Annotated in this window: 26 protein-coding genes and 2 tRNA genes; 13 read left to right on the top strand and 15 right to left on the bottom strand. The window is 70.9% G+C overall.

The window, feature by feature from the left end; genetic code table 11:
- Positions 1-21 precede the first annotated feature (21 nt).
- Positions 22-1371: a class I adenylate-forming enzyme family protein gene (locus GT755_RS34745; protein WP_161483812.1), complete on the bottom strand. Its 1350-nt coding sequence runs from the start codon at positions 1369-1371 to the stop codon at positions 22-24.
- Between the two features lie 90 nt (positions 1372-1461).
- Between GT755_RS34745 and GT755_RS34740 the strand changes: the two genes are divergently transcribed.
- Positions 1462-2151 carry a sulfotransferase family protein gene (locus tag GT755_RS34740; protein WP_161483811.1) on the top strand — a complete coding sequence of 230 codons (690 nt, stop codon included), beginning with the start codon at positions 1462-1464 and terminating at the stop codon, positions 2149-2151.
- Between the two features lie 4 nt (positions 2152-2155).
- On the opposite strand, the gene GT755_RS34735 is transcribed toward GT755_RS34740, so the two are convergent.
- Genes GT755_RS34735 through GT755_RS34720 form a run of 4 tightly spaced genes read right to left on the bottom strand, consistent with a single transcriptional unit; the run spans position 2156 to position 5513 of the window.
- Entirely contained in the window at positions 2156-2782 is a 627-nt protein-coding gene (locus GT755_RS34735) for a DUF305 domain-containing protein (protein WP_161483810.1), read from the bottom strand.
- The gene (locus GT755_RS34730) at positions 2779-3612 is read right to left on the bottom strand and encodes an aminotransferase class IV (RefSeq protein ID WP_161483809.1); all 834 of its coding nucleotides are present in this window, start codon (positions 3610-3612) and stop codon (positions 2779-2781) included. The genes GT755_RS34735 and GT755_RS34730 overlap by 4 nt, the downstream gene beginning before the upstream one ends.
- A 9-nt stretch (positions 3613-3621) precedes the next feature.
- On the bottom strand, positions 3622-4620 hold the full coding sequence (locus GT755_RS34725) for a chorismate-binding protein (protein ID WP_161483808.1): 999 nt from the start codon (positions 4618-4620) through the stop codon (positions 3622-3624).
- Complete coding sequence (locus GT755_RS34720; protein ID WP_161483807.1) at positions 4572-5513, bottom strand: LysR family transcriptional regulator; 942 nt, start codon at positions 5511-5513, stop codon at positions 4572-4574. Before GT755_RS34720 ends, GT755_RS34725 begins: the two co-directional genes overlap by 49 nt.
- A gap of 127 nt (positions 5514-5640) precedes the next feature.
- On the opposite strand from GT755_RS34720, the gene GT755_RS34715 reads away from it, so the two are divergent.
- Complete coding sequence (locus GT755_RS34715) at positions 5641-6435, top strand: NAD(P)-dependent oxidoreductase (protein WP_235968070.1); 795 nt, start codon at positions 5641-5643, stop codon at positions 6433-6435.
- Positions 6432-6821 (top strand): RidA family protein, encoded by a 390-nt coding sequence (locus GT755_RS40215; protein WP_328794723.1) that lies wholly within the window; start codon positions 6432-6434, stop codon positions 6819-6821. The genes GT755_RS34715 and GT755_RS40215 overlap by 4 nt, the downstream gene beginning before the upstream one ends.
- A gap of 60 nt (positions 6822-6881) precedes the next feature.
- Here GT755_RS40215 and hutH read toward each other — a convergent pair whose 3' ends face one another.
- Entirely contained in the window at positions 6882-8417 is a 1536-nt protein-coding gene (gene hutH, locus GT755_RS34710; RefSeq protein ID WP_161483806.1) for a histidine ammonia-lyase, read from the bottom strand.
- Positions 8418-8539: 122 nt separating this feature from the next.
- Here hutH and GT755_RS34705 point away from each other — a divergent pair.
- The 3 genes from GT755_RS34705 (at position 8540) to GT755_RS34695 (ending at position 10317) form a co-directional block, all read left to right on the top strand.
- A tRNA-Gly gene (locus tag GT755_RS34705) sits at positions 8540-8611 on the top strand.
- Positions 8612-8624: 13 nt separating this feature from the next.
- A tRNA-Val gene (locus GT755_RS34700) sits at positions 8625-8699 on the top strand.
- Between the two features lie 550 nt (positions 8700-9249).
- The gene (locus GT755_RS34695; RefSeq protein WP_161483805.1) at positions 9250-10317 is read left to right on the top strand and encodes a DUF6461 domain-containing protein; all 1068 of its coding nucleotides are present in this window, start codon (positions 9250-9252) and stop codon (positions 10315-10317) included.
- A gap of 3 nt (positions 10318-10320) precedes the next feature.
- Here the strand turns inward: GT755_RS34695 and GT755_RS38895 are convergent, their stop codons facing one another.
- A complete protein-coding gene (locus GT755_RS38895) occupies positions 10321-10623 on the bottom strand; it encodes a WS/DGAT domain-containing protein (RefSeq protein ID WP_202610925.1) in 303 nt (100 codons plus the stop codon).
- A complete protein-coding gene (locus GT755_RS34685) occupies positions 10608-11039 on the bottom strand; it encodes a wax ester/triacylglycerol synthase domain-containing protein (protein WP_161483803.1) in 432 nt (143 codons plus the stop codon). The genes GT755_RS38895 and GT755_RS34685 overlap by 16 nt, the downstream gene beginning before the upstream one ends.
- Positions 11040-11502: 463 nt before the next feature.
- Between GT755_RS34685 and GT755_RS34680 the strand changes: the two genes are divergently transcribed.
- The 3 genes from GT755_RS34680 (at position 11503) to GT755_RS34670 (ending at position 14474) form a co-directional block, all read left to right on the top strand.
- The gene (locus GT755_RS34680; protein ID WP_161483802.1) at positions 11503-12408 is read left to right on the top strand and encodes an alpha/beta fold hydrolase; all 906 of its coding nucleotides are present in this window, start codon (positions 11503-11505) and stop codon (positions 12406-12408) included.
- A 3-nt stretch (positions 12409-12411) separates the two neighbouring features.
- Positions 12412-13026 (top strand): TetR/AcrR family transcriptional regulator, encoded by a 615-nt coding sequence (locus tag GT755_RS34675; RefSeq protein WP_161483801.1) that lies wholly within the window; start codon positions 12412-12414, stop codon positions 13024-13026.
- 242 nt (positions 13027-13268) lie between these two features.
- Positions 13269-14474 carry a cysteine desulfurase-like protein gene (locus tag GT755_RS34670; RefSeq protein ID WP_161483800.1) on the top strand — a complete coding sequence of 402 codons (1206 nt, stop codon included), beginning with the start codon at positions 13269-13271 and terminating at the stop codon, positions 14472-14474.
- Positions 14475-14934: 460 nt separating this feature from the next.
- Here GT755_RS34670 and GT755_RS34665 read toward each other — a convergent pair whose 3' ends face one another.
- Entirely contained in the window at positions 14935-15165 is a 231-nt protein-coding gene (locus GT755_RS34665; protein ID WP_235968068.1) for a hypothetical protein, read from the bottom strand.
- A 407-nt stretch (positions 15166-15572) separates the two neighbouring features.
- On the opposite strand from GT755_RS34665, the gene GT755_RS34660 reads away from it, so the two are divergent.
- A complete protein-coding gene (locus tag GT755_RS34660) occupies positions 15573-15884 on the top strand; it encodes a hypothetical protein (protein ID WP_161483798.1) in 312 nt (103 codons plus the stop codon).
- 14 nt (positions 15885-15898) lie between these two features.
- Here the strand turns inward: GT755_RS34660 and GT755_RS34655 are convergent, their stop codons facing one another.
- From GT755_RS34655 to GT755_RS34635, 5 genes are read right to left on the bottom strand one after another with little or no spacing between them, the layout of a single operon-like run.
- Positions 15899-16960: a DUF6461 domain-containing protein gene (locus GT755_RS34655; RefSeq protein ID WP_161483797.1), complete on the bottom strand. Its 1062-nt coding sequence runs from the start codon at positions 16958-16960 to the stop codon at positions 15899-15901.
- 25 nt (positions 16961-16985) lie between these two features.
- On the bottom strand, positions 16986-17303 hold the full coding sequence (locus tag GT755_RS34650; protein ID WP_161483796.1) for a DUF4387 domain-containing protein: 318 nt from the start codon (positions 17301-17303) through the stop codon (positions 16986-16988).
- Complete coding sequence (locus tag GT755_RS34645; RefSeq protein WP_202610889.1) at positions 17300-18658, bottom strand: acyclic terpene utilization AtuA family protein; 1359 nt, start codon at positions 18656-18658, stop codon at positions 17300-17302. The genes GT755_RS34650 and GT755_RS34645 overlap by 4 nt, the downstream gene beginning before the upstream one ends.
- Positions 18659-18665: 7 nt before the next feature.
- Positions 18666-19631, bottom strand: coding sequence for a phosphoglycerate dehydrogenase (locus tag GT755_RS34640; RefSeq protein ID WP_161483795.1), 966 nt, complete (start codon positions 19629-19631; stop codon positions 18666-18668).
- Positions 19628-20869 carry an MFS transporter gene (locus tag GT755_RS34635; protein ID WP_161483794.1) on the bottom strand — a complete coding sequence of 414 codons (1242 nt, stop codon included), beginning with the start codon at positions 20867-20869 and terminating at the stop codon, positions 19628-19630. The genes GT755_RS34640 and GT755_RS34635 overlap by 4 nt, the downstream gene beginning before the upstream one ends.
- Before the next feature lie 100 nt (positions 20870-20969).
- On the opposite strand from GT755_RS34635, the gene GT755_RS34630 reads away from it, so the two are divergent.
- Genes GT755_RS34630 through GT755_RS34620 form a run of 3 tightly spaced genes read left to right on the top strand, consistent with a single transcriptional unit; the run spans position 20970 to position 24421 of the window.
- Positions 20970-21656 carry a GntR family transcriptional regulator gene (locus GT755_RS34630; RefSeq protein ID WP_161483793.1) on the top strand — a complete coding sequence of 229 codons (687 nt, stop codon included), beginning with the start codon at positions 20970-20972 and terminating at the stop codon, positions 21654-21656.
- Positions 21653-22735 carry a tartrate dehydrogenase gene (locus GT755_RS34625; protein ID WP_161483792.1) on the top strand — a complete coding sequence of 361 codons (1083 nt, stop codon included), beginning with the start codon at positions 21653-21655 and terminating at the stop codon, positions 22733-22735. The genes GT755_RS34630 and GT755_RS34625 overlap by 4 nt, the downstream gene beginning before the upstream one ends.
- A gap of 12 nt (positions 22736-22747) precedes the next feature.
- Complete coding sequence (locus tag GT755_RS34620; protein WP_161483791.1) at positions 22748-24421, top strand: FAD-binding dehydrogenase; 1674 nt, start codon at positions 22748-22750, stop codon at positions 24419-24421.
- Between the two features lie 13 nt (positions 24422-24434).
- On the opposite strand, the gene GT755_RS34615 is transcribed toward GT755_RS34620, so the two are convergent.
- Positions 24435-25556 (bottom strand): substrate-binding domain-containing protein, encoded by a 1122-nt coding sequence (locus tag GT755_RS34615; RefSeq protein ID WP_161483790.1) that lies wholly within the window; start codon positions 25554-25556, stop codon positions 24435-24437.
- Positions 25557-25598 lie beyond the last annotated feature (42 nt).

Raw genomic sequence — 25598 nt, 5'->3', positions numbered from 1 at the left:
CCCAGTGTTGGCGGGCGATTCTCAGAGAACGATCAGAGACAGTAAGGCCTTCTTGTCAGGTTTGCCGGACGCGGCCAGCGGCACCTCGTCGATGACCGTGATCGTGGCGGGCACGTGGTCGGCACCCAGCTCCTCCCGCACGTGGTCCTTCAGCTCCCCGATGTCCGGATCCCCGGCGACGACGAAGGCGTGGGCCGCCTCGCCGGTGGCCCGGTCGGGGGCGCCGACGACGTAGGCCTCCTCCACACTGGGGTGGCTCTCCAGGGCGCGTTCGATCGGCCCGAGGTAGACGACCATGGCGTTGACCATGACGGCCTCGCGGGCCCGCCCGACGATGTGGATGTAGCCGTCGTCGTCGACGTGGCCCAGGTCGCCGGTCCGGTACCAGCCGTCGCTGATCGGGTTCTCCTCCCCGTTCCAGTAGTCCCTCATCAGGTAGGGGCTGCTGACCAGCAGCTCACCCTCGTGGGCCCTGACCTGGACCATCGGATGGGGGCGGCCGACGGTGTCGGCCTTCGCGGGCAGGTCGCGGGGGGTGAGCATGGAGATCGACCCGGCCTCCGTCGCGCCGTACCCCTGGTAGACGACCGGCCCGAGCAGCTTCACCGCCTGCTCCAGCCGGGACGCGGAGATCGGCGAACCGCCGACCATCATGGCGCGCATGTCGGGCAGCTCGGTGCCGGTGTCGATGATCTGGGTCAGCCGCGGGACGGTGAAGATCGACCCGGTGATGCGGAGGTCGCGGTAGACGCGGGGGAACTCCGGGTCCACCGGGATCACGACGGTGCCGCCGCCGAGCAGCGCCAGGCCGAGGAACTCGAAGACGACCATGCTCGCCAGCGTGCCGAACAGCAGATACCGCTCGAACCCGGCGGCCATCTCCCGGGCGACCGGCGACCACACGCCCGGCTGCCAGGCCCAGTGCCGGTCGAGGGCGTCGTAGGTGAGGGCGCAGCCCTTCGGCCGGCCGGTGCTGCCGCTGGTGAACGCCAGCATTGCGACGTCGCCGGGACGGCCCAGCGGGGTCAGGTGACTGCCCGCCCCGGCCTCCGGCAGGGTCGCGTCGTCGACGACGTGGTCGACGTCCATGGCGAGGACGTGCTCCAGCTGCGCCTTGGAGTAGCCCGGCCGCACGCCCACCACCCGGCAGCCCAGGACGTGCGCGGCCATCTGGGCCGCGAACGCCTCCGGCGTGACCGAGGTCCGGAACGCGACGGCCCTGCCGCGCAGGCCCTTCGCGTCCAGGGCGCCCGCCATCGAGCCGATCATGGCGAGCAGCTCCGCGCGGGTGACGACGCGCGGGCCGTGCTCGAAGACGGGCCGGCGCGGTTCCTCCCGCAGGAGGTCCAGCAGCGGTGCGGGGAAGACCATGACGCGTCTCCTTCGGGTCTGGGAAAGCGGCGACGGACGCGATACAACCACCCTGAGATCAGAACCCGATCAGACCCGCGGAGGCCGCTCGTGGACGTCATCGGCGCAGGATTCGGCCGGACCGGCACCAGATCGCTGAAGGCGGCCCTCGAACTGCTGGGATTCGGCCCGTGCTACCACATGGCCTCCGTCATCGCCGAACCCCGCAGAGTCAGGCAGTGGCTCGACGTGGGCGAGGGCCGCTCCGCCGACTGGGACACGATCTTCGCGGGCCACCGGTCGGCGGTCGACTTCCCGGCGGCCTCGTACTGGCGCGAGCTCGCCGCCCACTACCCAGCGGCGAAGGTGATCCTGACGGTCCGCGACCCCGGCCGCTGGTACGACAGCGCCCGCGAGACCATCTTCCGCCGCGAGATCGAGGCCGGCGCGCCCAAGCCGTGGCCGCAGCGGGTGAGGACCCGGCTGATCGCATGGCGGGCGCCCGACTTCGCGCTCTACCCGCGGATGGCGAGGGCCACGATCTTCGACCGGGTCTTCGACGGGCGGGTGGCCGACCGCGACCACTGCGTGGCGGTGTTCCGGCGGCACGTCGAGGAGGTGCGGGCGGCGATCCCGGCCGACCGGCTGCTGGTGTTCGAATGCCGGGAGGGGTGGGAGCCGCTGTGCCGGTTTCTGGGAGTGCCGGTGCCGGACGTGCCGTTTCCGCAGGCCAACGAGCGGGCGGCGTTCCAGGCGAAGAGGCCGGGGCGGGCGCTGCGCCTGATCGTGCGGGGCCGCTGAGGTCTCAGCCCGCCAGCATCGTGCGCATCCGGCCGATCTCGATCTGCTGGCCCGTCACGATGTCGAGGGCCAGCGTCCGCATCAGCTGGTCGCGGCCGCCCTTCAGCTGCTCCCCCGCCATCGTCACCGCTCCCTCGTGGTGGCGGATCATCAGCGTCAGGAACAGGCGGTCGAACGCGGCTCCGCGCGCCGACCGCAGGTCGTTCATCTCCTCCAGCGAGGCCATGCCGTAGCCGGTGGTGTGGGCGTGGCCCGCGGGGACCTCGCGGCCGAGGCGGGTCAGCCAGCCGGACAGGACGCCGATCTCGGGGCGTTGGGCGGCCGTGATGCGGTCGGCCAGGGCTCTGACCTGATGGTCTTCGGCGCGGTCGGGGACCAGGCCGGTCATCTCCAGGGCCTGCCGGTGGTGGCCGATCATGCCCTCGGCGAACCGCACGTCGGCGGCGGCCACGTCGGCGGCGTAGGTGCCGAGGGTCTGGCCGGGGGTCGCGACGGCGCCGCTCTCGCCGGGGGCGCCGGGCAGCACCACCGGCGGGCCCGATCCGGCCACCACCGGGCGCGGGTCGTCCGCGCCGGGGGTGCAGGCGGCCACCGTCGCCAGGGCGATGGCCGCTAAGACGGCACGTCTCACGGGTCGAGGTCGTCGGCCGAGCGGGCCGCGAAGGCCTCCATCGCCGCGCGGGTGACCGGGCCGGGGCCGACCGGCAGGGCCTTGCCGTCGACGAGGCCGATCGGCTGGATGTCGCGGGTCGTCGAGGTGAGGAAGGCCTCTTCGGCGTCGTAGAGGGCGGCGAGCGGGACGTCTTCCTCGACGGCGTCGGGGTACCACTCCAGGGCCAGGGCGCGGGTGACGCCGGCCAGGCAGCCCGACGACAGGGTCGGCGTGATCAGGCGGCCGCCGCTGACGATGAAGATGTTGCTGCCGGTGCCCTCGCAGAGGTTGCCGGCCAGGTTCTCGAAGATGGCCTCGCCGCCGCCGCGCTCCTTGGCGTAGGCCAGGGCCTTGGCGTTGTCGCCGTACGACGTCGACTTCACGCCGGTCAGCGCGCCGCGCTCGTTTCGGGGCCACGGGACGACGACCACGTCGGCGGTGGCCGGGAACGGCTTCTGCTCGCCGACGATGATGATCGTGTTGGTGCCCTCGGAGCCGCGGTCGCTGCCCAGCGGGCCGGGACCGCTGGTGTAGGTGATGCGGATGCGGCCCAGCGACCACTTCGGCGCCGCCGCGACGGTCTCCCGTACGCCGTCGGCGATGGCCTTCGTGTCGGGTTCGGGGAGGTCCATGCGCTTGGCCGAGAGGGCGAGGCGGTCGAGGTGGCGGGTGAGGGCGAAGACCTCGCCGTTCGTCACCTTGATCGTCTCGAAGACGCCGTCGCCGACCATGAGCCCGTGGTCGAAGACGGACACGACCGCCTTCTCCGGAGCGATCAGGTCGCCGTTGACCCAGATGGGAACCGCCATGTGAGACTTCTACCCTTCGTCTGAGCGGGATGCGAGCGCGATGAGCCGGGACGCCTTCAGCTCCGTCTCGCGCCATTCGTGCCCGGGGTCGGAGCCCCATGTGATGCCGGCACCGGTGCCGAAGCGGATCTCCTCACCGGTGATCCAGAAGGTGCGGATGCCCACCGCCAGGGCGGCCTCGCGCCGATCGGCGTCGACCCAGCCCACCGCCCCACAGTATGGCCCCCGGGGCGCTGGTTCGAGCGCATTGATGATGCTCAGCGCGGACGATTTCGGCGCACCCGTGACGGAACCGGGCGGGAACGTCGCGGCGAATATCTCCGGCCACGATCTCCGGGTGGTCGCCTGGACGGTCGACACGAGGTGCACCAGCCCCGGATGCTCCTCCACGGCCAGCAGCTCGGGCACCGTCACCGAGCCGACGTCGGCGACGATCCCGAGGTCGTTGCGGACCAGGTCGACGATCATCACGTTCTCGGCGTAGTCCTTCTCCAGCAGGTCGGCGTAGGTCTCACCAGTGCCCTTGATCGGCCGCGAGGTGATCACCGGGCCGCTGCGCCCCAGGTAGAGCTCCGGCGAGGCCGACACCACGGTCAGCCCCGGCACGTGGATCACCGCCGAGTGGGGGGCCGGGTTGCCCTCGGCCAGCAGCCCGGCCAGCGCCAGCGGGTCGCTGCGGTGGGTGAGCGGCGCCGACAACACCCGGCAGAGGTTGGCCTGGTAGACCTCGCCCCGCTCGATGTGGTCGCGGATGGCCCGCACGCCCGCCTCGTAGCCGGCCCGGTCGAGGGAGGAGCGCCACTCGGAGCGGCGCGGGCCGATCCAGGGGCCGCTGGGGGCGGGCAGCGGGGCGGGGCGGACGTCGTCGAAGCGGGCCAGGGTGACCTTGCCCTCGAACTCCACCACGACCGCCCACCAGCCGCCCTCGTCGAGGGCGGCCAGATCGGTGGCGACGTCGCTCAGGCCGGTGGCCAGACGGCCCGCGACGTGGGCGAAGGCGTCGTGCATCCGGCCATTCTCCCAGCGGCCTCCGCGAGCACTCGCGTCAGCTCCCGCGCCGCGGGCAGCGCCACGCGGGGCAGCGCCGCGAACACGGTCCGTCGTGGCGCGTTCGCGGCGATCGGGCGCAGCACCAGGTCGGGCCGCATGCCCTGGGTGGCGAGGGCCGGGACGAGCGTCACGCCCAGCCCGGCGGCGACGAAGCCGAGCTTGGCCGTCCACTCCCCCACGCGCATGCCGACCCTCGGGGTGAACCCGGCGGCGGCGCACGCGGCGGCGAGCATGAGGCCCTGCCCCGGGCGGGCGCCCTCGATCCAGTTGTCGTCGCGCAGGTCGCGCAGGTCGATCTCGGGCCGGCCGGCGAGCCGGTGGCCGGCGGGCAGGCCGACGAGGAACTCCTCCTCCAGCAGCGGTTCGAGCGTGATCGAGGGCGGCGCGTCGAGCCCGGCCGGGTAGTCGCTGACCACGGCCACGTCGATGGCGCCCTGGTCGAGCCGCTCGACGAGGTGACCGGTCATGCCCTCGATGAGGGTGGTGTCGACGCCGGGGAAGGCGGCCCGGTAGTCCTTCAGCGCCGCCGGGACCAGCGCGGCGTTCGCGGTCGCGAACGCGCCCACGCGCAACCGCCCGCCGGTCCCCCGGTGCACGGCGGCCAACTCCTCCTCGGCCCGCTGGAGGCGTTCGAGCACCTCACGGGTGTGCCGGTGGAGGGTGGCGCCGGCGGGAGTGAGCCGCACACCCCGGGGCAGCCGCTCGAAGAGCGGGCCGCCCGCCCGGGACTCCAGCGCCGCGACCCGCCGTGAGACGGCCGACTGCGTGTACTGGAGCTCCACGGCCGCGGCCGTGAAGGAACCCAGCCGGGCCACCGCGTCGATCAGGCGCAGGGCGTCGGTGTCGAACACTCAAGCTCCTGTTCTTCGGGCTTTGGCATTCCATGACCGCATGCCTTCCATGAAATGTACGCGCTGGTGGAATGCCTTGAGCAGGGGCTAGGGTCGAAATGTGATCGCTTTTCTGGGATTGGGGAACATGGGTTCCCCCATGGCCCGCCGCCTCGTCGCCGCGGGCCAGAAGGTGACCGTGTGGAACCGCACGCGCAAGGAGCTCGACGGCGCGGCCGTGGCGGACTCGCCCGCCGAGGCGGTGGCGGGCGCCCCGATCGTCATCTCGATGCTGGCCGACCCCGCCGCCGTGGCCGAGGTCGTCGAGGCCGCGAAGCCGGGCCTGTCGGCCGGGACGATCTGGGTGGAGATGTCCACCATCGGGCCCGACGCCGTGGCGGAGGTGCGCGCCCAGTTGCCCGACGACGTCCGGCTCGTGGACGCGCCCGTGCTCGGCACGGTCGGCCCCGCCACCGAGGGCAAGCTGCGCGTGATCGCCGGGGGCGACGCCGCCGACGTCGAGCGGGTCAGGGACGTGCTGGGGGTGTTCGGCGTCGTCCACCACTACGGGGAGCTGGGCTCCGGCGCGAAGATGAAGCTCGCCGTGATGGCCGGGCAGCTCTCGGTTCAGGTCCTGCTGGCCGAGAACCTCGCCTACGTGCGGCGGCTGGGCCTGTCTGCCGACGACTACTTCGACCTGCTCGACGCGACCCTGCTGGGCGCCGCCGGCGAACGGCTGCGCCCGGTGGTCGAGGAGGGCGTGCCGGAGACCCGGTTCAAGCTGGCCCTCGCCGCCAAGGACCTCACGCTCGCGACCGAAGGGCCCGGCGAGGTGCAGACCCTGGCCGCCGCCGCCCGCGACCGCTACGCCCAGGCCGCCGAGGCCGGGCACGGCGAGGGCGACGTCACCGGCATCGTGCCCGCCCTGCTGGAACTGCCGTGAAGCTCAACCCGCCCACCGTCCCGCCCACCAACGGCCGCTACTCCCACGCGGCCCGGACCGGTGACCTGCTGTTCGTCTCCGGCCAGGTCGCCGTCGACGCCTCCGGCGAGGTCGTCGGGCCCGGCGACATGACCCGACAGTCCGAGGTCGTGTACGAACACCTCCGGCTGATCCTCGAAGATCAAGGGGGCACCTTCGAGGACGTCGTGCACATCCGGACCTTCCTCACCGACATGGACGGCCTGCTCGACCACGCCGCCGTACGGGGGCGCTACATGCCGTCTCCCCCGCCCGCCAGCACGACCGTCGAGGTGTCGCGGTTGTTCATGCCGGGCCTCGTGGTCGAGGTCGAACTCGTCGCCGACCTCGCCGGAAGCGGCCGGTGAGCGCCTTCTCGCCGTGAGGAGCGGAGACGGCGGGAGGGGCCGGGGCGGGCGGAGCCGTAACTAGGAAAGTGGGCCGGTGACCTTCTCCACCGCCTCGACCAGCGCGCCCGAGGAGATCAGCCGCACGACCGCCTCGATCTCCGGCGCGAGGAACCGGTCGGGACCGGGCCCCGCCACCGACTCCCGCAGCAGCGCCAGCGCCGCGCCGGTCCCCGGCGCGGGCCGGTGCGGCGCGCGCAGGTCGAGCGCGCGGGCGGCGGTGAGCGTCTCGATGGCGAGCACCCGGGTCAGCCCGTCGATCGCCGTGCGCAGCTTCCGCGCGGCCGACCAGCCCATGGAGACGTGGTCCTCCTGCATCGCCGACGACGGGATCGAGTCGACGCTCGCCGGCACGGCCAGCCGCTTCAGCTCGGAGACGATGGCCGCCTGGGTGTACTGGGCGATCATGTGCCCGGAGTCGACGCCCGGGTCGTGGGCCAGGAACGCGGGCAGCCCGTGGTTGCGCGCGACGTCGAGCATGCGGTCGGTCCGCCGCTCGGCCATCGACGCGACGTCGGCCACCGCGATCGCGAGGAAGTCGAGGACGTAGCCGACGGGCGCGCCGTGGAAGTTCCCGTTCGACTCGACCCGCCCGTCGCGGAGGACGACCGGGTTGTCGATGGCCGACTGGAGCTCCCTCCCGGCGACGAGCGCGGCGTGGTCGGCGGTGTCCCGCGCGGCACCGGCGACCTGGGGCGCGCAGCGGAGCGAGTAGGCGTCCTGGACGCGGGTGCAGGACCCGTCGCGGTGGGACGCCATGATCCCCGAGTCCCGGAGCAGCGCCCGGAGGTTGGCGGCGGAGGCCCGCTGGCCCGGGTGGGGCCGCAGTCTCTGCAGGTCGTCAGCGAAGACGGCGTCGGTGCCGAGCAGCGCCTCGACGGACATCGCGGCGGAGACGTCGGCGGTCTTGAGCAGGTTGCGCAGGTCGGCCAGGGCGAGGATGAGCATGCCGAGCATGCCGTCGGTGCCGTTGATGAGCGCCAGGCCCTCCTTGGCGGCAAGCTCGATCGGCTCGATGCCGGCCTCCTTGAGGGCCTCGCCGGTGGGCCTGAGCGTGCCCTTCGCGTCTCTGACCTGGCCTTCGCCCATGATCGTGAGGGCGACGTGGGAGAGCGGTGCGAGGTCGCCGGAGCAGCCGAGAGAGCCGTGTTCGTGGACGACCGGGGTGATGTGGGCGTTGAGGAGGTCTTCGAGGACCTTGGCCGTCTCAGGGCGGACTCCCGTGTGGCCGGTGGCGAGGGTGCGCAGCCTCAGCAGCATGAGGGCCCTGACGACCTCGGTCTCGACCTCGGGGCCGTTGCCGGCGGCGTGGGAGCGGATCAGGCTGCGCTGGAGCTGGGCCCGGAGTTCGGGGTCGATGTGCCTCGTGGCCAGGGCGCCGAAGCCCGTGGAGACGCCGTAGGCAGGGGTGTCTCCCTCTGCGAGCTCTTCGATGCGGCCTCTTGCTGCGGCCATCTCGGCTATGGCGTCCTCGGTCAGAGTGACCTGGGCGCCTTGACGGGCTACGTGGACGACGTCCTCGAAGGTCAGGTCTCCGATCGGCACGACTTCGCTCATGGTGCTCCCTCAGGATGTCACTATCGTGGAGCATGTTAGCTCCTTACGTGTCCTATCGATTTGGGGGTCGGGCGAAGATTCGCTAATGTTCTCTGCGTGGCCCGGGGAACCGGGAAGCACACGCGGAAGTGGCTCAGGGGTAGAGCATCACCTTGCCAAGGTGAGGGTCGCGGGTTCGAATCCCGTCTTCCGCTCGGAAGTTTGCTTGGACGATTAGCTCAGCGGGAGAGCGCTTCCCTGACACGGAAGAGGTCACAGGTTCAATCCCTGTATCGTCCACCAGGAGACGGGAGACCTGCGGTCGGCGCTTTGGCGCCTTCGGCGGGTCTCCTTCGTTTATACGGGGGGACGACCCCCCGAACCCCCCGCTGTCAGGGGGCTTCGCCCCCTCACGCTCCCCCCGGCCCGCTTCGCGGTCCCGGCGTCGCTTTCGCTCCGGGTCGCTTCGCTCCTTGCGAAGGGCTCCGCCCCTCGCGCTCCCCGGACAGGCCTCGCTTCGCTCGGATTCCGCTTCGTCCTGCTGGAAATGATAGCGCCCACGACATCGTCAGCGTTAGTCATGGCTTATAGGATAAGGCTTATCGCAACATCCGGCCCGTGGCTGGAATATGGGGGAAGATCATCAGCGATTCGCGATGATATTTCCGAGCGACGGCTCACATATCCTTGTGATCTCTTCGGGAGCCTTTCGCTTATCAGTTCAAGCGAACCGATAAGGTTCTCAATTTCTGATTTTACGTCTCCATGCCTTCTTTCATTGTCCGCAGGACGCCTCCTGCCTTGGGCGCTTTGTTCGAGCGCCCTCACCCCTCCTATTCCCGGAGCATTTCCCATGACCAAGATCGACGCCGACACCGCCTGTCTCACCTGGATCAGGACCGGCGACCTCGACCAGGTGGTCCGGGTGTTCGGCGGGCACCCCCTCGTGGCGGAACCGGAAACCCTCGACGGCCTGTTCTCCATCGCCCCGGAGGACCTGCCCGACGACGCCACCGGCGTGGCCCTGGTGGCCCGCCACGGGGACTGGGCCGTGCTGATCGAGCCGTTCGCGTTCCGTGGCCTGAGCCAGACGTTGTTGTGCGAGGCGGCCGCCAAGGGAGAGGCGTACCGGGTGGCCTGGACCGTCAACAGGTCCACGTTCGTCAGTTACGTCAGAGACGGCGAGATCGTGGCGAGTTTCGACGCCCTGGACCTGGAGGGAGCCCACGGCCGGGACTGGATCGACGCCCTCCCGGTGAGCGCGGCCGACTGGGACGCCGACTGGATGGCCGCCGCGTTCGCCGTGGCCGGGCACCTGTCCGGCATCGTGATCGACGACGACTGGCTGGCCGACTCCCACTCTCTCCACTGGTTGCGCCCGATGACCGTCCGGCGGGCCCCCGCCCTGCGGATCGACGCGAGAATGCGCTCCATCGCCGAGACCGACCCCCGCATCGCCCGAATCATCGCCGAACCCACGCCCGCCAGGCTTCCAGAGATCATCCTCATCGCCGCCACCATGGCCGTGGCCACCGCGGGCATCGAAGGACCCGCCGTCGAGGAGGCCCTGGCCCTGATCGCGAACCGGGGGCATTCGGCCGAGGTGGCAACCCGTCTTCGCGCACTCCAGGACGACTGCACGGCACGCATGTGGGAGGCCTACGAGTCCTGGCCCGAGGAGACCAGGGAGGACAGTCCGTACCCCGGCCATGACACCACCTACGGCCGGTGGAGGATCAAGGCGACGGCGGCGGAGATCCTGATCCTGGCGCTGACTCCCGGCGACAACCTCGCCGAGCAGGCACTGGAGATCACCAACAGGACCGGCGGCACCTACCTCAGCGAGGAGAACGGCGACATCGCCCGCCACCACGCCCTCGGCTCGGTCGCCTACTTCCTGGCCACGGGCGAGAACGCGTGAGGATCAGAGCTCCGCGAGCGCGTCCCGCATGTAGTCGATGAAGTCCCACACGTCCGGCACCATGTCGCGGTCCACGACGATTCCCACGTCGAGGAACCCGTCGTACGAGAAGAGCGTGATGTTGACGCCGCCGCTGACGTGGGTGATCACCGACAGCGGGTAGTGGGCGACGATGCGCGACCCCAGGATGTAGAGCGGCAGCCGCGGTCCCGGCACGTTGGAGACCATCAGATTCATGGCCGACACCGTGCCGGAGGCCAGCCGGAACGCCGCCCGGTCCGCCAGGCCGCTCAGCGCCGTCGGCATCGCCTGGGAGAAGTCGAGCAGCCATTGCGCCGGGGCGACGGAGAAACGTTCCTCACCGCCGCCATGCCGACGCTGATCATCCGGAGCCGGGTCTTGGCGTCGGACACGTTGATGGGCAACGTCGTGGTCGCGAGCAGGACCTGGTTGCCGAGTGGCTCGACCGGGAGTTCGTCGCGTTGGGACAACCAGCGGCACAGCGCGGTGGCGGCCAGGGCCATGACGACGTCCTTGATGGTGGTGCCGTGCTCGATCTTGACCTTCTTCACGTCGCCCAGCGGCAGCCGCCCCAACGCGAAGCGCCGGCGGGGCGAGATGGGGCCGGGGCAGGTCGGGCAGGACCGAGCCGGTGTCGCCGGGCCGGCCCACTCCTCGGATGAAACGGGCCAGCATGCCCGCTCCGGGATCTGCGCGATCACCGGGATCTCGTCCAGCCTCGGGGCCGTGCTGGAGAGGAAGCTCCCCCGCCCGGCTGCGCGGATCGGGAGAACGCGCGAACGCCCAGCTCAAAAGCTGGCGCATCCTGCAGAAATTATGATGCAGCCCGTCCAATGGCGGTCATCTGATCAAAGCCATCGCGGTCCTTCATAAGCCCCCGATCGCCCGATGATAAGACAGGTTCAATGAGCGCTGACGTCATCGACAGGCACATCAAGGATCAGGACGACAACCACCGATGACCCCTGCGAAATACCAAAGCCCAGGCTCCAGATCCACGGTTAGGGAATTGAACCCGGCTTGGGAAGTCTTCAACAGTATGAGGCTTGAGCTGCGGAAATCGAGACCTGGCGTACGCCGACCGTACAGGCACCCACACCCTCTCGCGCCCACGCTGTTCGCTCGTTAGGATACAACTGTATCCATACGGGAAACGGGGTCACCATGCGCGTTCCTGACCGGCCCTCCGCCTTCACCAGCGACTCTGCCCGTGACAGGTACTACGCGGTCTATGACCGGGCGTTCGGCGAGTTGTGGCCGGTGCCGGTTGACGCCATCGACGTGGAAACCCGGGCCGGCAGTGTGCGGACCTACCGGGCCGGGCCCGCCGGGGGAGATCCTGTGGTTCTCGTGGCCGGTGCGGGCGGGAACGCGCTGGCCTGGTATCGCTACATCGAGCCGCTGGCGCGCACACGTCCGGTCCTTGCCGTCGATCCTCTCGGCGAGGCCGGCCGCTCGGTCCAGACGCGGACGCTCGCGACGGGTGCCGTGGTCGGCGGCTGGCTCACCGACGTCCTGGCCGCGGTCGGAGCCGAGCGCGCACACGTGGCGGGTTTCTCGTCCGGCAGCATGATCGCGGTGGAACAACAACTCGGCGGGGGCGGCAGAGTCGCGGCGCTGACGCTGGTTGATCCGGGCGGCTTCGCGCCGATCACGGGACGGTTCATCCGGTGGGCCACAGCCGGTGCTGTGGGTTCCACGCTTCCCCGTACGTTGCGACACCGCCTGGCCGGCGTGGTGGGCAACGGGGTACTGCGCGACGATGGCCTGGTGAGCCTGATGCGGGCCGGATGGTCCTTCCGGCGGCGTGTGCTCATCACGCCCCCCTACACCGACGAGCAGATACGCGAGCTGTCCGTGCCCGTACAGGTGCTGCTGGGAGCCCGCAGCGCGCTGCTCGACGCGCAGGCGGTGGCCGCGCGGCTGGCCGACGTCGTGCCGTCCTGGCGTGTGGAGATCGTGCCCGGCACCGGACACTCACTGCCCGTCGAAGCCCCGGAGCTGGTCGCCGAGCGGATCCTCACCTTTCCCGGCCAGGCGCTGCCCGAGCACGACACGGACAACGGGTAGGGCATGCCTCGACAGGTGGACCATGATGAGCGGCGGCGCCAGTTGACCGAGGCGCTGCTGCGCATCGCCGGCACCCGCGGCCTGCAGGCGGTGTCGATGCGTGAGATCGCCGCCGAGGCAGGGGTTTCGCTGCGGGTCGTCCAGTACTACTTCACCAACAAACAGGCCCTGCTCGAGTCCGGCCTCACCGAGCTGGGCGCCCGCATGGACCGCCGGGTCAAGCGACGGGTCGCCGCTGTCGCGGGCGAGCTGACACCGCGAGACGTGTTCGCCGCCGTCCTCGGCGTGATCGTTCCCTTCGACGAGCAGAGCCGCCTGGACGCCATGGCCTGGACCGCCTACTACACCGCCGCCCTCACCGACCCGGTGCTCGCCGCAGCCGGGCTCGCCCTGCCCGACGCACTGGAAAACTTCCTCACTGTACGGTTGACCGCCGCCCAGCAGGCCGGGGACATCGCCCCCGATCGCGACCCGCGTACCGAGGTCGCCGGCCTTCTGGCTCTCGCCAACGGCCTGACCTCCAGCGTCCTCAGCCGACAGCGCACCCACGAGGCCGCCACCGAGATCATCGACTATCACCTGGACCGGCTGTTCGGGCCGGACCTCGCGCCCACATGAGACGGTTGTCCTGGAGGCATATGAACTGCCGGACACCTCTGGGCGCTTACACGGCTGGGATGAGATCCTTGCCGACCTCCAGGTCCATGACGACGAGCGTGGCATCTGCCAGATAGCTCTCCCCGACCACTCCCTCGGCGCGTCGTCCAGGGGCCTTTGCCGGTGGCGCCCAGCTCATCGGCGTGGCCTCGGTGCCGAGGGGCCCTTACCGTCCGGCGGGTGATTCGGGAGACTTTGGTGGCATGAGCCTCGACATCGCGCGGATTCGCGCGCTTTATCCTGCCCTCTCTGACGGATACGCCTGGCTGGACGCCGCCGCGGGCACTCAGGTGCCCCGACCGGTGATCGAGGCCATCGCCGCCGCCTACGCCGAGGGCATCGGCAACACGCACGGCGCCTTCCCGGCCAGCGCCCGGTCGGACGAGATCGTCGTGCGGGCGCGGCAGGCCGTGGCGGACCTGGTCGGCGGTGATGCGGGTGGTGTGGTGTTCGGGCCGAACATGACCACTTTGACCTACCGGTTCGCCTACGCCCTGGCGAAGGACTGGGGGCCGGACGACGAGATCGTGGTGTCCCGGCTCGATCATGACGCGAACGTGCGGCCCTGGGTGCAGGCCGCCGCCCGGGCCGGGGCGCGGGTCCGGTGGGCGGACGTCGAGGTGCCGAGCGGGGAACTGCCGGCCGGGCAGTACGACGAACTGGTGACCGACCGGACGAAGCTGGTGGCCGTCACCGCGGCCAGCAACATCCTGGGCACCATGCCCGACGTCCGGCGGATCACCGCGCGGGCCCACGCCGTCGGGGCGCTGACCTACGTCGACGGTGTGCACGCCACCCCGCACGGCCCGATCGACATGGTCGCCCTCGGTGCGGACTTCTACGCGACGAGCGCCTACAAGTGGTCCGGGCCGCACATCGGCGCTGTCGCCGCCCGCCCTGAGCTGCTCGAACGGCTCTCGCCGGACAAGCTCGCCTCCTCGCCGGCGCAGGTGCCGGACCGGTTCGAAACAGGCACGCTGCCCTTCGCCGACCTGGCGGGGGTGGCCGCGGCGGTCGACCATCTGGCCGGGCTGGACCCGGACGCGACCGGCACCCGGCGCGAGCGGCTGCTCGCGTCGATGGCGGCGGTCGAAGCGCACGAGCAGGCCGAGCTCGCCCACCTGCTCAAGGGGTTGTCCGCGCTGCCCGGCGTCGGGCTGGTCGGCTCGCCCGGGCGGCGGACGGCCACCGCGTTCTTCACGGTCGCCGGATACACGCCGCGCCAGGTGGCCGAGCATCTGGCCGCCCGCGAGGTCAACGTGTGGGATGGGCACTGCTACGCCTGGGAGCTCACCCAGGCCTTCGGCATCCGTGACGCCGGGTCGGGCGTGCGGGCCGGGCTGGTGCACTACAACGACAGGTCGGACGTGGACCGCCTGCTCAACGCCCTGGAAGGCCTGACCGCCTGACTCTCGCTCCGCTCAACAGCTGGCGCCTGTTCGGCGTCGAGCCATCCGCTACGGTCACCGCGGTCCTCCGGCAAGCCGTTCACCCGGGCGATCGGGAGCCAGATGAGCGGTTGCGCCACCACGGTGGGACGCCCCAGTAAGGATCGCCCCTTCCGTGGTGCACATAGTTCCGTCTCCTGCGACTACGTACAAGGCTTTCTGCTTCGCTCAATGGCTTCAGGGCCCCCGTTTACCGCCGGCTTTCGCATGGACGGCACGCCGGCCTCTGCTGGCTCAAAAGCCGTCGGATGCTCTTCGCATTGAAGCGTGGTGCAGCGGCGAATTCCATCATGAACGTGAATACCCGGCACCATGTCGTTTCCTCGCATGTACGAGGTCGGGTCTCCCGTGCACGACGCACCGGGGTTTTGCTCCCCTGCGGGTAGCGGGGCTTCCCTGCCCCGCTGCCCGGCAGACCGAATCAGTCGACGCACATCGCCTGGTGAGTGGACTGGAAGACCCACGTGCCGCCACCCGGGGAGGCGTAGGTCAACAGGGCGCTGTAGGTCCCAGCGTCACAGTCATGGCCGACCGCGAGAACAGCCGCCCGCGACCGCTGATGGGCCGCCGCGAGCCCGGCCGCGTAGGTGCTGCCCGCCCCTACGGCGGTGGCGCTGCGGGGGGTGTCATAGCCGTCGGCGTGTGCGGCCATGGGCGTGGTTGCGAGGCCGGCCGCCACTACCGCTGAGACGAGGCCGAGCCGACGGAGCCGAGTACCTTTTTTCATGCTTCTCCTACAGGACGGATCATTCGATCGCCTGAGGATAAATTTCAAACGGACCGAGGCGAAGGCGCTATTGACCTGTCGGTCACCCGAATCCGGCTCACCATGCTGTTTCTTCGTGGCGGAGCATGTAATTTACAGCCGAACGAAGCTTTCACCCGGTCGAAACAAGGGACAAAGATCGAATCCGGTTCCAGCCCGACCTCGCCGATCGAGGGCATCGCTGGGTGCGGCTGCGGCCCATCCACCTCCCCGCACCTCGACCCGGCCAACCCCTTCTTCAGCAAGCCCGAATTCTCACGGCTGGAATTGCGGGCTGGTGACATGTCACCTCGGTGGTCGACGAACTCACCCCCGACGACGTGTCGCCGCAGCCTTCTCCGGGGCACGCGCCGCCGGGGTCATCGAGCCGATCGCCGAGATGGCCGCCGCCTGTCCCGAGCGCCGCGATGGTGCGCCTCGCGCATGCCCTGGCCTCGGCGGACGGCGAGGCGCTCCGCGCCCGCTACTCCGAAGCGATCGCGGGCACACCCGTCATGCTGACCGGCATTCCCAGTCCCGTCGCACCGGCCACCGCCGCCGGCCTGCACATCCTGCACCTGATGCTCGAATCGGAGACCGATCTCATCCTGAAGGCCGGCGCGTAGGGGGCCGAAACCGGTCAGCGGCGCAGTTCACGCCGGATGCGCTCGCTCACGTTGCGCAGCACGGTCAGGCGCATGCGGTCGGTTCTGTTCGGCACCTTCATGAGGAGGACCTCACTCGAGGCCGCGCTCGCCGCCTCGGCGGGCTCGGGCCACAGGCTCCGGTAGAGGACGCGCAGGGCGTGAGCGGTCAGCGCCACCCGGTCGGCCTCGGGTCCGCCTCCGAGCGACCTCGCCTGGTCGATGGTCGCCTCGGCCTGCTGGATCACCCGGTCTCTCAGTTTCTGGCGCTCCCCGGGGAACCGTTCGCCGGTGTCGAGCAGGCGCAGGGCCTCGCCCGCGATCGGGTCGTCGATTCCGGCGATCGCGATGACGGTGGTCGCGATCTGCCGGTTGACGGCCGGTGCCATCGCGGGTGAGGGATCGGCGAGGATGCGGGCGATCTCCGGTTCGTCCAGGAAGGGCGCTCGGGGGTTGAGGTAGGCGGGCGGGACGATCGCGTCGGGCAGCGGGTCGACGATCTTGAAGACGTGGCGGGGAGAGCGCAGCCATCCGGGTGGGACGAGGGCTCCGCTGAGCCTCTCCCCCATGGCCAGGCAGCGGGCCTGGAGCTCGGGCAGGCTCAGCTCATCGCTCACGCCCAGCTCCGCCAGGAGCGGGTCGAGCGCCGAGGGGTCGGCGCCGGTCCGCTCGTCCACCTCGGCGAGGTCGAACTCGGTCTGGACCACGCCGTCGACGGCGTACATGACGGCACTGTCCATCGCGGCGCTCCAGTAGACGCTGAAGGCCCGCCCCTGGGCTGACAGGGACTCCATGACCTCGCTCCTGGATCCCTGGTAGCCGTTGGGTGCGAGTGCGAGCGTCCAGTCGCCGACCGTGACGAGGTGGATCAGCTCGGCCCGGTAGTCCTCCTCGAGGTCCGCGATGCGGTCGTCGTCGGCCCACTCCTTCGACGTGAGGTCGGCGCCGAAGCGGCGGGCGACCTCGTCGATGTCGGGTTCCCGGACCCAGGTGAGGCAGAGCTGGTCCGGGAGACCGGCGTCCATCAGCTCGGCGTACTTCATGTCGTATGCACACATTTCGAGCCACGATGGTAGCCGCACGTCACGGCGGGACCAGCGACGCCAGCGGCACGTGGTGCTGGCCCGCGTGGATGTCGCGGTCGCGCAGGCTCCCCTGGGCCACCGGGCGGGGGAAGGAGATCTTGACCACGTTGAGCGCGGGGATGCGGAAGATCTGCACGGTCGCCGGGTCGACCCCGTACAGGCCGCCGACGACCTGCTCGTTGATGAAGTGTTCGTCGGCGACGGTCGTGTAGTCCTCCGCCGTGCGCATGAACAGCTCCATCGTCACCCAGAACGGTCCGGCGTTCTTGGACCGCACCTCAAGGGCCAGTTCGCCCAGCGTGGGCCTGCTGCTCATCGGGGGGCTCCCTCGATCTCGACGCGGAACAGGGCGGTCGGGTCGTCGACGTCCACGACGTGGTTGAGCACGAACTCGTAGGTGGCCCCGCGTTCGGTCTCGGCCGGGGAGGTGGCGAAGGCGAGGCTCGGGAGGTAGTCCATGTCGGGGGTCGGCAGGTGCAGCATCAGCGGGTTGGCGATCTTGGCGATGGCGGTGGCGGTCGCCTGGTCGGGGGCGTTGACCAGCAGCATCACGCCGACCTCCCGGGGCGGGCCGGAGGCGGGGTCGAGGTCGCTCAGCACGGCGTTGTACCCGTACGGCCGGAGGTCCACGGCGTAGTCGCCGGGGCCGAGGTCCAGGGTCTGCCGGACCCGGGCCGCGAGGATCTCGTGCATCAGCGCGAGCCAGTCGTCGATCCGGGCGAGGATGTGGGGGTCGCGGATGGCGGTGAACGACATGGTCTCGTAGCCGGTGACCCGGGCGCCTTCGAGCTTGACCGTGTACTGGTCGGCGACCTCGAAGCGGGAGCCTTCGACGCGCACCCGCCGGTCGTCGAGCGCCGTGTAGACGGCGTCGGTGACGACCAGGGTGCCCGCGGGTTCGCGCATCTCGAAGGGGTTGACGGTCTCGTAGAGCATGTGGGCCGCCACCGACGTCGTCGTGCACGCCGCCGCCGGGTCGAGCGGTTCGATGACGAAGCCGTCGTGGTCGATGGTGGCGAGCACGCCGCCCGCGCGCGGGTTGGTGGTGCACTGGCCGCCGCATTCGATGATCTTGGACGCGTGCCAGGTGGGGCCGGGCGGCATGCCCTTCATCAGCGGGTAGGCGGCGGCGACGGCGGTGTCGGTGGCGCGGCCGGCGAGCACGACGTCGGCCCCGGCGGACAGGGCCGCCTCGATGGGTTCGTGGCCCATCATGCCGACGATGTGGGTACACGCGTCCAGCGTGGCGGCGTCCAGGGCCTCCATCGGCGCGAGCGGGTGGACGCGGCCTTCGCCGAGCCGTTCCTTCAGGTCGGCGGCGGTCTGCTCGCTGTAGATCCGGGCCACCCGCAGAGCCAGGTCCTCCTCCCGCAGGATCGTGTCGGCGATCGCGGCGACCCAGTCGACGCCGGAGTCGGTGCCGCTCGTGCCGCACGAGCCCACGATCAGCGGGATGCCCGCCCCGGCCGAGGCGCGCAGCAGGAGGCGCAGGTCGCGGGCGACGGCGGCGGCGCTCGTCTTGGCCGTGCCCGAGCCGAGGTAGTACGGCCCGGAATCCGTCGACCCCCCGTCGACGGCGATCACGTCGGCTCCGAGGGCGAGGCCCCGGTCGATCGTCTCCGGCGGGAAGCCGGCCCCGAGCATTCCGCTGGGGACCAGGATCCTGATCACATCGTCCTCATCTCTCTAGCAGGTGGGCGTTGAGCGAGGATCGTGGACGTCCCCGCAGTGCGGCGATCAGTTCGCGCGCGCCCTCCAGACCGGCGGCCCGCCTGGCCTCGGCCGTCTGCCCGGCCAGGTGGGAGTAGACGGTGATGCCGGGCACGTCCCGCAGCGGGCTGACGGCCGGGAGGGGTTCGACGCCGGTCACGTCGAGGGCGGCGCCGGCGAGGCGGCCCGCGCGCACGGCGGCGGCCAGGGCGGTCTCGTCGACGATCGCGCCCCGGGCGGTGTTGATCAGGTGTGCCGTCGGCTTCATGCGGGCGAGCGCGGCGGCGTCGATCAGGTGCCGGGTGTCCGGTCGAAGGGCGGTGTGCACGGAGAGGAAGTCGGCCGTGGCCAGCAGTTCCGGCAACTCGACGAAGCGCACGCCGGGGTCGTGGCGGTGGTCTTCCGGTACGCCGGTCGTACAGAGCACGGAGAGGCCGAAGGCGCGGGCCAGAGGCACCACCGCGCGTGCCGCCGCGCCGTAGCCGAGCAGACCCAGTGTCTTTCCGCGCAGTTCCGCACCGTCGTCGCGGGGCCAGTGACCGGCCCGGACCCCTTCGGCGACCGGCACGAGGCGGCGGGCCTGGGCCAGCAGCAGGGCCATCGTGTACTCCGCCACCGCGTTGGCGTTGACGCCGGGCAGGTTGCTCACCGAGACGCCCGCGCGGGTGGCGGCGGCGACGTCGACGGAGTCGTATCCCACGCCGGTGCGCACGACCGCGCGGAGCGCCGGGGCCTCGGCGAACACCTCGGCCGTCATCGGCTCGTTGGCGATGAGCGCGCCCGCGCAGCCGTGCAGGACGGCGACGAGCTCGCCGGGGTCGCGGACGCCACGCAGCGGGTGGTGGCGGGTGGTGAGACCGGCCTCGCGCAGGAGCACGTCGACCTCGTCGCCGGGCGTCAGGTAGTCGGTGGTGACCAGGACGGTGGTGGTCATCGGGCGGCCCGCAGCCGGTCGACGCGGAGGACCAGCACGACGGCGGCGACGGCCAGGACCGCGATGTGCAGGAGCATCAGCCGCCATCCGGTGAGGTCGACCGCCAGGCCGACGAGGGCCGGTCCGGCGAATCCCCCGCCGGCCCAGCCGACCGTGTACAGGCCGGTGTAGGTGCCCAGCACGCGGCTCGACGGGGCCAGGTTCCACAACACGACGACCGCGTTGACGATGAAGGCCGCGGCGCCGGCCGTGCCCAGGCACAACGCCACGACGGTGACCGCGGTGACCGGGACGGCGGCGCCGAGCAGCAGGCCCGCGGCGAACACCGTGATCCCGGCGGCCATGACCCGGAGCCGCCCGAACCGCTCGGCCAGCAGCGCGGCGGGGAAGGCGGCCAGGATGAAGACGACGCCGCTCGGCAGCGTCAGCCCGCCCGCCTCGCCGTCGGACAGGCCGAGCACCTCGACGCCGTAGGGGGTCATCAGCGAGCGTGAGGCGAACCACGCTCCCCCGAAGACGAAGACGGCGACGATCAGCAACAACCGGCTCCGGTCGGCGGCGAGAACCAGCTCGCCGATGACGGCCCGGGTCGTGACCTTCGCGTCGTGGGGGCGCGGGCCGGTCGCGTCCTCGGCGAGGGCGGCCTGGTAGGCCGGGGAGCGGCTGTCGCGCACCCCGGTGACCAGTACCGCGGCGGCCACCAGCATGAGGGCGGCGGGCACGGCGAAGGCCAGCTCCGGATGGTCGTCCACCAGCAGCAGGCTCACCAGGGCGGCGACGACCGTGGTGAGCGCGGAGGCGATCTTCACGACGGCGTTGGCGCGGCTGCGGCGGTCGGGCCCGATGAAGTCGGGCATGAGCGACTCGCTGACGGGCTTGAAGCTGTTCATCACCAGCGCGTACAGGAAGATGACCAGGATCAGCGGGCCCAGCGACCCGGCCAGCGGGATGAGCAGGAACAGCACCGCCCCCAGCGGCATCATGACCGCCAGGTAGGGGATTCGCCGGCCCCAGGCGGTGCGGGTGTTGTCGGACCGGTTGCCCATGTAGGGCTGGACGAAGATGCCCAGCAGGTTGTCCATGCCCATGAGCAGGCCGATGACGGCGGCGCTGGCGATGTGATCGCGCAGCAGTTCGGGCACGCGGTTGTCGTAGAAGTTCCAGGTCGACTCCTGGGCGAACACCGCCAGGGCCACGTAGAACGTGATCCTTCGGGTGCCCTGGGTCGTGCTCGCCATGGCGTCCTCCTCGCTGTGACAGCAGTCACACTATTTGCCATAGCAAAATTGTCAACAGATAGCATCGAGTGATGCCATTGCGGCTGTTATCGTGATCGGCATGATGGTCAAGCGCGCCGACGCCGTCTACGAGGCCCTCCGCGAGGAGATCGGCACCCGGTCGCTCCGGCCGGGCCAGAAGGTGACCGAGCGAGGCCTGGCCGAGCGGCTCACGGTCAGCCCGACCCCGGTACGCGAGGCGCTGGTGCGGCTCGAACACGAGGGGCTCATCGAGCGCACCGGCCCCCGCACGGTCGTGGTGGCCGACATCGCCGAACGCGCCATCGACGACCTGGCCGAGGTCGAGATCGGCCTGCGCGGCCTGGTCGCCAGGTTCGCCGCCCGCAACGCCACCCCCGAACAGCTCGACGCGCTCGACACGATCCTCGACGCCGCCGACGACCTGCTGATCGTCATCGTCAACCGGCACCGCAACGGCGAGAACGTCGACCGCCACGTCAGCGCGCTGCTCGACCGCATGGAGGAGTTCAACGACGCGGTCAACGCGTGCGCGGCCAACCCGGTGCTGATCCGGCTCCTCGAACAGTCCCGGGTCTTCTCCCGGCCCGAACGCCGGGCGCTGCGCCTGGAGAAGATCGCCGAGGACGAGAGATTCGGGCTCGACCGCTACGCCGGTCACCGCGCCCTGGTCCGCGCCCTCCGCCAGGGCGACCCGGTGACCGCCGAACGGCTGGTCATCGACGACGCCCAGGGCGGCCTGGACGCGTTGCGCCGGGGCGACCGATGACGGCCCACCGGATCGCCGTGATCCCCGGCGACGGGATCGGCACGGAGGTCGTGCCGGAAGGACTGCGAGCCCTGGAGGCGACGGCCGGGGTGTTCGGCCTCGACCTGCGGTTCGACCACTTCGACTTCGCCAGCGCCGCCTACTGGCGGCGGCACGGCACGATGCTGCCGCCCGGCTGGCAGGAGACCCTCGGCTCCTACGACGCGATCTTCTTCGGCGCCGTCGGGTGGCCGGAGGTCGTGCCCGACCACGTCTCGTTGTGGGGCAGCCTCCTGCTGTTCCGGCGCGTCTTCGACCAGTACGTCAACCTGCGCCCCTGCCGGCTGATGCCCGGCGTGCGCAGTCCGCTGGCCGGGCGCGGGCCGGGTGACGTCGACTTCGTGGTCGTCCGGGAGAACACCGAGGGCGAGTACTCCAGCGTCGGCGGACGGATCTTCGAGGGCACCGAGCGCGAGACCGTGCTGCAGGAGACGGTGATGACCCGCGTGGGCGTCGACCGCGTGCTCCGCTACGCCTTCGAGCTGGCCGAACGGCGGCCGGCCCGGCACCTCACCTCGGCGACGAAGAGCAACGGCATCTCGATCTCGATGCCCTACTGGGACGAACGCGTCGAGGAGATGGCGACGCGCTTCCCCGGCGTCGCCTGGGACAAGAAGCACATCGACGCGCTGGCGGCCGACTTCGTGCTGCACCCCGACCGCTACGACGTCGTGGTGGCCAGCAACCTGTTCGGCGACATCCTGTCCGACCTGGGCCCGGCCTGCACCGGCACGATCGGCATCGCCCCGAGCGCGAACATCAACCCCGACCGCACCCATCCGAGCCTCTTCGAGCCGGTGCACGGCTCCGCGCCCGACATCGCCGGTCGCGGCGTCGCCAACCCGATCGGGCAGATCTGGTGCGCCTCGATGATGCTCGACCACCTCGGCCACCCCGACGCGGCGGCCCACCTGCTGGGCGCGATCGAGGACGTGCTCGCGGCGGGCCCCGGCGAGGCCCCGCTCACCCCCGACCTGCACGGCCGGGGCACCACCACGGAACTCGGCCGGGCGATCGCCGCCCGCGCCGGACGGCGTTAGAGGAGCACGACCATGGACGCGGACGTCATCATCGTGGGCGCGGGCCTGGCCGGGCTGGTCGCCGCGCACGAGCTGACCACCCGGGGCAGGAAGGTGGCGCTGGTCGACCAGGAGAACGCCGCCAACCTGGGCGGGCAGGCGTACTGGTCGTTCGGCGGGCTCTTCCTGGTGAACTCGCCCGAGCAGCGCCGCCTGCGGGTGCGCGACTCCTTCGAGCTGGCCTGGAGCGACTGGCAGGCGAGCGCGGGGTTCGACCGCCTCGACGACGAGGACCGCTGGGCGGTGCGCTGGGCCCGCGCCTACGTCGAGTTCGCCGCGGGTGAGAAGCGGTCCTACCTCGACGCCCACGGCATCAGGCTGACGCCGGTCGTCGGGTGGGCGGAGCGCGGCACGCTGCGGGCCGACGGCCACGGCAACTCCGTCCCCCGCTTCCACGTGGCCTGGGGCACCGGCACGGGCGTGGTGGGCCCGTTCACCCGCAGCGCCCACGCGGCGGCCGCGGCGGGGCTGCTGACCTTCCACCACCGCCACCGGGTCGACGAGCTCGTCGTCCACGACGGCGCCGTCACCGGGGTGCGCGGGAGCGTGCTGGCGGCGGACGAGTCACCGCGCGGGGTGAGCTCCAGCCGCGAGGTGACCGGCACGTTCGAGCTGACCGCGCAGGCGGTCATCGTCAGCAGCGGCGGCATCGGCGGCGACCACGACCTGGTGCGCCGCTACTGGCCCGACCGGCTGGGCAGCCCTCCCCAGCACATGATCACCGGCGTGCCGGCCCACGTCGACGGCCGCATGCTGGCCATCAGCGAGAAGGCCGGGGCGCGGATCGTCAACCCGGACCGGATGTGGCACTACACCGAGGGCGTGCAGAACTGGGACCCGGTGTGGCCCGGCCACGCGATCCGCATCCTGCCAGGCCCGTCGTCGATGTGGTTCGACGCGCTGGGCCGCCGCCTGCCCGAACCCTGCCTGCCCGGTTACGACACCCTCGGCACCCTCAAGCACCTGCGCACCGATCCTGACATCGCACGCTACGACCACTCGTGGTTCGTGCTCACCCAGACGATCCTGGAGAAGGAGTTCGCGTTGTCGGGCTCGGAGCAGAACCCCGACATCACCAGCGGCGACCGGAAGGCGGTGCTGCGCAGCCGGATCTTCGGCCGGGGCGCCCCCGCGCCGGTGGACGCCTTCAAACGGCGCGGCGCGGACTTCGTCGTCGCGGGCACCCTGGACGAACTGGTGGCGAAGATGAACGGCCTGACCGGCGAGGCCCTGCTCGACGCCGACACGATGCGCCGCCAGATCGTGGCCCGCGACCTGCAGGTCGCCAACCCCTACAGCAAGGACGCCCAGATCCAGGGCATCCACAACTCGCGGCGCTTCCTGGGCGACCGGCTCAGCCGCACCGCCGTCCCCCACCGCCTGCTCGACCCGCTGGCCGGTCCGCTGATCGGCGTCCGGCTGCACGTCCTGACCAGGAAGAGCCTCGGCGGCCTCCAGACCGACCTCGACTCCCGCGCCCTCGGCCCGGACGGCCGGCCCGTCCCCGGCCTGTACGCGGCGGGCGAGGCCGCCGGTTTCGGGGGCGGCGGCCTGCACGGCTACAACGCCCTGGAGGGCACCTTCCTCGGCGGCTGCCTGCTGTCCGGCCGTCAGGCCGGGCGGGCCGCCGCCGAGGCGACCGGCTGAACGCGGCGCGGCGTCAGCCCTGGGTGAGCGGGGCCAGCTTCGGGTCGTTGGCGTACGACTCGGCGGCGTTGTCCTTGGTCACGATGACCGGCGGGAGGAGGTAGGCCGGGACGACCTTCTGGCCGTTGTCGTAGGAGTCCTTGTCGTTGATGGTCGGCTCGTTGCCGGCCTGGAGCGACTTGACCATGTTGATCGTCTCGGCCACCAGCTTGCGGGTGTCCTTGTTGATCGTCGAGTACTGCTCACCGGCCATGATCGACTTGACCGACTCGACCTCGGAGTCCTGGCCGGTCACGACCGGGATGTCCTTGCCGGCGCCCTTGACCGAGGTGATGATCGCGCGGGCGAGGGTGTCGTTCGGCGACAGGACGCCGTCGAGCTTCTTGTCGCCGTTGTAGGTGGAGGTCAGCAGCGAGTCCATGCGCTGCTGGGCGTTCTCGGCCTTCCAGCCCTGGATGGCGGTCTGCTTGATGTCGGTCTGGCCGGAGCCCACGACGACGTCGCCGCTGTCGATCAGCGGCTTGAGCACGTCCATCGCGCCGTTGAAGAACACGCCCGAGTTGTTGTCGTCGGGCGAGCCGGAGAACAGCTCGATCGTCCACGGGCCCTCGGGCTTCTTGGCCTTCATGCCGTCCAGGAGCGCCTGGCCCTGGAGCTGGCCGACCTTGAAGTTGTCGAAGGCGATGTAGTAGTCGACGTCGGGGGTGTTGGTGATCAGCCGGTCGTAGGCGATGACCACCGCGCCGGCCTCCTTGGCCTGCTTGACCTGGGTGGTGAGCTGCGCGGCGTCGGTGGCGCCGATCACGATGACCTTGGCGCCCTTGGTGACCATGGCGGAGATCTGGGCCTGCTGGTCGGCGACGGTGGTGGAGGCGCCCGCGTACTGGACATCGGAGGTGAAGCCGGCCTCCTTGAGCCCGTTGGTGAACAGGTCACCGGCGAGCACCCAGTTCTCGGAGGTCTTGGACGGCAGGGCTACCCCGATGAGGGCGTCGGCGGCGAAGCCCTTGGCCGGCGCGGCGCCGGCGCCGGTGTCCGCGGCCGGGGCGCCCTCCCGCTCGTTGGAGCAGGCGCCCAGCGTGAGCAGCGCCACGGCGCCGATCAACGCGACGCTCCTGGTCAGATATTTCCGCATGGTGAAACTAGCCCTTCTGGGGATGGTGATGTCACGGGCGTG

This window comes from Herbidospora solisilvae (assembly GCF_009901565.1).
Classification (GTDB): domain Bacteria; phylum Actinomycetota; class Actinomycetes; order Streptosporangiales; family Streptosporangiaceae; genus Herbidospora; species Herbidospora solisilvae.
The sequence above is the reverse complement of the archived record's forward strand: the minus strand, read 5'-3'. Positions and strand labels throughout refer to the sequence as shown.